Annotated in this window: 3 protein-coding genes and 1 pseudogene; 2 read left to right on the forward strand and 2 right to left on the reverse strand. The window is 41.1% G+C overall.

Annotation, left to right across the window (positions count from 1 at the left end; all coding sequences use genetic code 11):
* Both QZ548_RS07410 and nifJ read right to left on the reverse strand, forming a co-directional pair.
* Window positions 1–280 (reverse strand): annotated as a pseudogene (locus QZ548_RS07410) (methyltransferase); the annotation flags it as partial.
* A 173-nt stretch (window positions 281–453) separates the two neighbouring features.
* Entirely contained in the window at window positions 454–3,990 is a 3,537-nt protein-coding gene (nifJ, locus tag QZ548_RS07415; protein WP_295869405.1) for a pyruvate:ferredoxin (flavodoxin) oxidoreductase, read from the reverse strand.
* A 395-nt stretch (window positions 3,991–4,385) separates the two neighbouring features.
* Between nifJ and QZ548_RS07420 the strand changes: the two genes are divergently transcribed.
* Both QZ548_RS07420 and QZ548_RS07425 read left to right on the forward strand, forming a co-directional pair.
* Entirely contained in the window at window positions 4,386–5,309 is a 924-nt protein-coding gene (locus QZ548_RS07420; protein ID WP_024065776.1) for a LysR family transcriptional regulator, read from the forward strand.
* Window positions 5,309–5,728 carry a hypothetical protein gene (locus QZ548_RS07425; protein ID WP_295869407.1) on the forward strand — a complete coding sequence of 140 codons (420 nt, stop codon included), beginning with the start codon at window positions 5,309–5,311 and terminating at the stop codon, window positions 5,726–5,728. Before QZ548_RS07420 ends, QZ548_RS07425 begins: the two co-directional genes overlap by 1 nt.
* Window positions 5,729–5,778: the final 50 nt, after the last annotated feature.

Consider the following 5,778-nt stretch of genomic DNA (forward strand, 5'->3'; position numbering starts at 1 on the left):
CTGCATTCGCAATCACTTCATTGCCCTTTTCAACTTGTTCTTGTGAAAGCTCAATACCTACGAATGTTGCATCAGGATTAAATAATGCTTGGGAGATAATATTGCCACCATAGGTTGCTCCCAATTCTAATACTCTTGCAGTTTTAGGGTTAGGTGCTGAAATACCCACGAGAGCCGCATAGGCTTCAAGAGTAGCTGGTGTGGTATATGGGAATGGCATGGATTTATAGCCTAATTCACTATAAATGGTTTGTTGTACGTCATTTGTATTCGTAGTCATAATATCCTCTATCGTTAAAAATATATTGTATAAACAATACATGAATAATACACATATATACTATCTATTATACCAAAATCATGTGTACTATACACCTATTCATAAGGATGATAGATGCAAAAGAGGCATCCTCAATGAGGATGCCTCTTGTATATGCAGTTTAGAGAAATTAATTATTTAACTTCTTCGAAACCTTTTTGTAAGCGAACATAGCTTAAGCGACGATCTTTAGCGTCTTGTTCAGTTTTAGCGAACAATTCTTCTGCAACATCTGGAGCTGCTTTAGCCAAGGAAGCGTAACGAACTTCACCTTTAAGGAAGTCTTGGAAGTTTTCAGTTGGTTCTTTGGAATCCAAGGAGAATGGATTTTTACCTTCTTCTTTAAGTTGAGGGTTGTATCTGTAAAGATCCCAGTAACCAGCTGCAACTGCTTTACGTTGTTCTTCTTGAGCTTTACCCATACCAGCTTTGATACCATGGTTGATACATGGGCTGTAAGCGATGATCAAGGAAGGACCTGGATATGCTTCAGCTTCTGCAACAGCTTTCATCAATTGGTTTTTATCTGCACCCATAGCTACTTGTGCTACGTATACATAACCATAAGACATAGCCATCATGCCAAGGTCTTTTTTCTTAGTACGTTTACCAGAAGCTGCGAATTGAGCAACTGCTGCGATATTAGTGGATTTGGAAGCTTGACCACCAGTGTTGGAGTATACTTCAGTATCGAATACGAAGATGTTGATGTCTTCGCCAGAAGCTAATACATGGTCAACACCGCCGAAGCCGATATCGTATGCCCAGCCGTCACCACCGAAGATCCAGTGGGAACGTTTGATCAAGAATTGTTTTTTCTCAAGAATTTCTTTCAATTCTGGAGTTGTAGCACCTTCAGCTTCGATAGCTGCTACTAAACGTTCGGAACGTTGACGAGTTGCTGCACCAAGGTTAGCAAATTCAATCCATTGTTCCAAAGCTTCTTTCAATTCGCCTGTAGCAGTTTCTACAGCTTTAGCAGCTAATTCTACTAATTGTTGACGAATTTTCTTAACGCCGATGTACATACCATAACCATACTCAGCATTATCTTCGAACAAGGAGTTTGCCCAAGAAGGACCTTGACCTTGTTGGTTAGTTGTGTATGGAGATGCAGGCATGGAAGCACCCCAGATGGAGGAACAACCAGTTGCATTGGCAATCATCATGCGGTCGCCGAACAATTGAGTTAACAATTTAGCGTAAGGAGTTTCACCACAACCTGCGCAAGCACCGGAGAACTCGAACAATGGTTGTTCGAATTGGGAACCTTTAACAGTTTCCTTCTTCATAGGGTTTTCTTTTACAGGAAGGTTAACACCGTAGTTCCATGCTTCAGCTTGTTCGATTTCGGAATCGATGGAAGTCATTACGATAGCTTTGCCTTTAGGAGCTGGACAGATATCAACACAGTTACCGCAACCCAAGCAATCTAATGGGGATACTGCGATACGGAATTGAAGGTCTTTAGCGCCCAATGCAGGGATTGTATCGAAATGTTCTGGAGCTGCAGCCACTTCTGCTTCAGTTGCCAAGATTGGACGAATTGTAGCATGTGGACATACGAAGGAACATTGGTTACATTGGATACAGTTTTCTGGTAACCATTTTGGAACGAACAATGCAGGACCGCGTTTTTCGAATTTAGCAGTACCAGCAGGTAATGTACCATCTTCGTAACCAGCGAATGTGGATACAGGAAGATCATAACCAGCTTGTGCATTGATTGGTTGTGCAATGTTTTGAACGAAGGATGGGCAAGATTCGCAACCAGGTTTAACTGCGTGGCCGCCTTCATCAACAGCGTTTTTCCAGTCAGCAGGAACATCTACTTTTACCAAAGCGTTAACACCTTGATCGATAGCAGCGTTGTTCATGTCAACGATATTTTGACCTTTTTTACCGTAAGAAGTTACTACGGATTCTTTAAGGTATTTAACAGCGTCATCTACAGGGATGATTTCAGTCAATTTGAAGAATGCAGCTTGAGTTACCATGTTGATACGACCGCCCAAACCGATTTCGGAAGCGATTTTCGCAGCATTGATGATGTAGAAGTTCAATTCTTTTTCTGCGATTTGACGACGTAATTTAGCAGGTAAATGTTCGTTCAATTCTTCAGGAGACCAAGTACAGTTCAACAAGAATGTACCGCCTTTTTTGATACCGCGGATCAAGTCGTATTCATGTACGTAAGATTGACGGTGACATGCTACGAATTGAGGTTCAGTTACCAAGTATGGCAAGTTGATTGGGTTTTTACCAAAACGAAGGTGAGACATTGTTACGCCACCAGATTTTTTGGAGTCGTAATCGAAGTATGCTTGAGCATACATGTCAGTGTGGTCACCGATGATTTTGATAGCGGATTTATTCGCACCTACAGTACCGTCAGAACCGAAGCCCCAGAATTTACATTCAGTCAAACCAGGAGTTTCAACTTCTACGCCTTCAGCACGATCCAAGGACAAGAATGTAACATCATCATTGATACCCAATGTGAAGAATTTCTTGCCGTTTTCAGCAGCCAAGTTATCGAATACAGCTACGATGTCTGCAGGGATAACGTCTTTGGAGCTCAAACCATAACGGCCAGCGATAACTTTTACGTTACGGCCACCGTCGATTACAGCAGCTTGTACGTCCAAGAACAATGGTTCAGCCAAAGCGCCTGGTTCTTTAGTACGGTCAAGAACCGCAATGCGTTCTACTGTTTGAGGAAGAGCTTTCAACAAACGATCTGTTGCGAATGGACGGAACAAGTGAACGTTGATGAAACCAACTTTACGGCCCAATTTGTTTAAGTAGTCAACAGTGGATTGAACTACTTGAGCGGAGGAACCCATAGTTACGATTACGTCAGTTGCATCAGGAGCACCATGGTAGTTGAACAATTGGTAGTTAGTACCAGCCAATTTGTTAACTTCGTTCATGTAATGTTCTACAACGTCAGGAACGTTCAAGTAGAATTTGTTGGATGCTTCGCGATGTTGGAAGTAAACGTCAGGGTTTTCTGCAGTACCACGAGTTACAGGAGCATCTGGGTTCAAAGCATTTTTACGGAAAGCTTTAACAGCGTCCATGTCTACTAATGGTTTCAAATCTTCATAGTCCCAGATTTCAATTTTTTGAATTTCATGGGATGTACGGAAACCGTCGAAGAAGTTGATGAATGGTACACGAGTTTTAATAGCTGTCAAGTGAGCTACAGCGGACAAGTCCATTACTTCTTGTACGGAGGATTCAGCAAGCATAGCGCAGCCAGCTGCACGAGCAGCCATTACGTCTTGATGGTCACCGAAGATAGCCAAAGCGTGTGCAGCCAATGCACGAGCAGCTACTTGGAATACACCTGGAAGTAATTCGCCTGCTACTTTGTATAAGTTAGGAAGCATCAATAACAAACCTTGGGAAGATGTGAAAGTTGTTGTTAATGCACCAGCTTGTAAAGAACCGTGAGTTGCGGCAGCAGCACCTGCTTCAGATTGCATTTCTACAACTTGAACAGTGTTGCCGAAGATGTTTTTACGACCAGACGCAGCCCATTCGTCAATGTGTTCTGGCATTGGGGAAGATGGAGTGATTGGGTAAATCGCAGCAACTTCTGTAAAACCATAAGAAACGTGAGCAGCCGCTTGGTTGCCGTCCATAGTTTTAAATTTACGACTCATGTGATTATTGCCTCCTTAAGCATTTAGCAAAAATAGAACACTTGCTTAATCTATCATTATGTTTAGGAATAACAACCATTACAAACTTGCGCACATGAAAAAATAATGCAATAATATATATGTTATATATAATATGGCATTATGTGTGAACATACTTTTGTATTGGGCACAACCATAATTCCTAATATCATAACTTGATATAGCCCTATAGACTCATTATAACGTGGCGGGCTATATCAACGCAATACATACAGTGCTTGGCGCCTTGCCAATATCGCTATTCATGCTTTACTTAAAGTAATAGCTAATTGCATTTTAGTAATAATTATTCTCATTTATCAAAATCAATTTTTAAATTAGGTTTGTAATATCTTTTATATATTAGGGGGTTAGTTATGGATTTTCACCATTTAAAATACTTCGTAGAAGTGGCTGATCAAAAGAGTTTTAGTAAAGCAGCAAGAAACTTACACATCTCACAATCCGCGATTAGCCGTACAATCAAAGCCTTAGAAGACGAACTTGGTGTTGTTCTCTTCATGCGTAATGCTAAATCTGTAGAACTTACTGATGGGGGTACCATCTTCTTAACCCACGCAAAACGCGTAGTATTCATGTTTGAACATCTAAAAACTGATTTTGAAAACGAGTTTCGTTTGGAGCAAGGTTCCATTAGAATTGGTATTCCACCAATTACCGATGCACCTATCTTCGCTCAGCTTTTAGGGGAGTTCAAAAAAGTATATCCACAAATTGAATTAGAACTTTATGAACAAGGTTCTAAAAAAGTTGAGATTAGTGTTCAAGAAGGCTTGATTGATATTGGTATCATTTGTACGAAACCAAATCCAAAAGAATTTGAGTCCTTCTACCTCACTAGTGATCCGCTTTCCGTTATCGTTCCAATATCTAGCCCTCTTGCGAAAGAAAAAGAGATTCGTTTAGAAATGCTAGCTGACGAGTCTTTCGTATTACACAAAGATGACTTTAATTTGCATGACGAAATCATCAAAGCTTGTAAACATACAGGTTTTCAACCTCATATCGTATTTGAAACAAGCCAACGTGATCTTATGTTGCAAACAGTTAGTGCAGACCTTGCCATCGCATTGTTACCATCTCGTCTCTGCCCTGAGGCAGGTGAAAATACAGAGGTTGGTTCCAAGGTCGTTGTACGTCCACTTGTACCAGAAATTATTCATACACTTTATGTTATTTGGAAAAAAGGTCATTACCTCTCCCACGCTTCTCGCTTGTGGTTAGACTTTGTAAATTCCAAATTACCATTACCTGGATTACAACTCGAGGATCGTCAATAATGAATAAACCATCTGGGCTCGCATCTAAATTGCGGGCCCTTTTGAAAGCTAAAGAAACACCCATGTGGGGCGTTATTATCGTGCTGGTCATCGTTATAATCTTCCAGCAAATACAAATTTCAGAACTACAATGGCGTGTCGATGAAGACCACGATGGTTCTTCCGTTGATAGCGTAGCTGGTCGCCTTTACATTCTAGAAGGGATGGCTAATAAACATAGCGACCAACTGGATGGTATCTTTAAAGACATTCGCCAATTACAAAACGACGGTGCCAAGTACGACTGGGAACTGAAACAACTACAATGGTTACACCCAGAACTCAAAGTGCAACCACCAGAAGCTAACCCTTCCCCATTCAAATCGACGGATTTAAACCTCGATATGAATCCTGGGAAAGTGCCGGATGTAACAAAATAAATCAGAACCACCCGTAAAACGGGTGGTTTGCTCACGGGCTATAAGCCCGT

Origin of the sequence: uncultured Veillonella sp. (genome assembly GCF_915069625.1) — a bacterium.
In the GTDB taxonomy this organism is placed as follows: domain Bacteria; phylum Bacillota; class Negativicutes; order Veillonellales; family Veillonellaceae; genus Veillonella.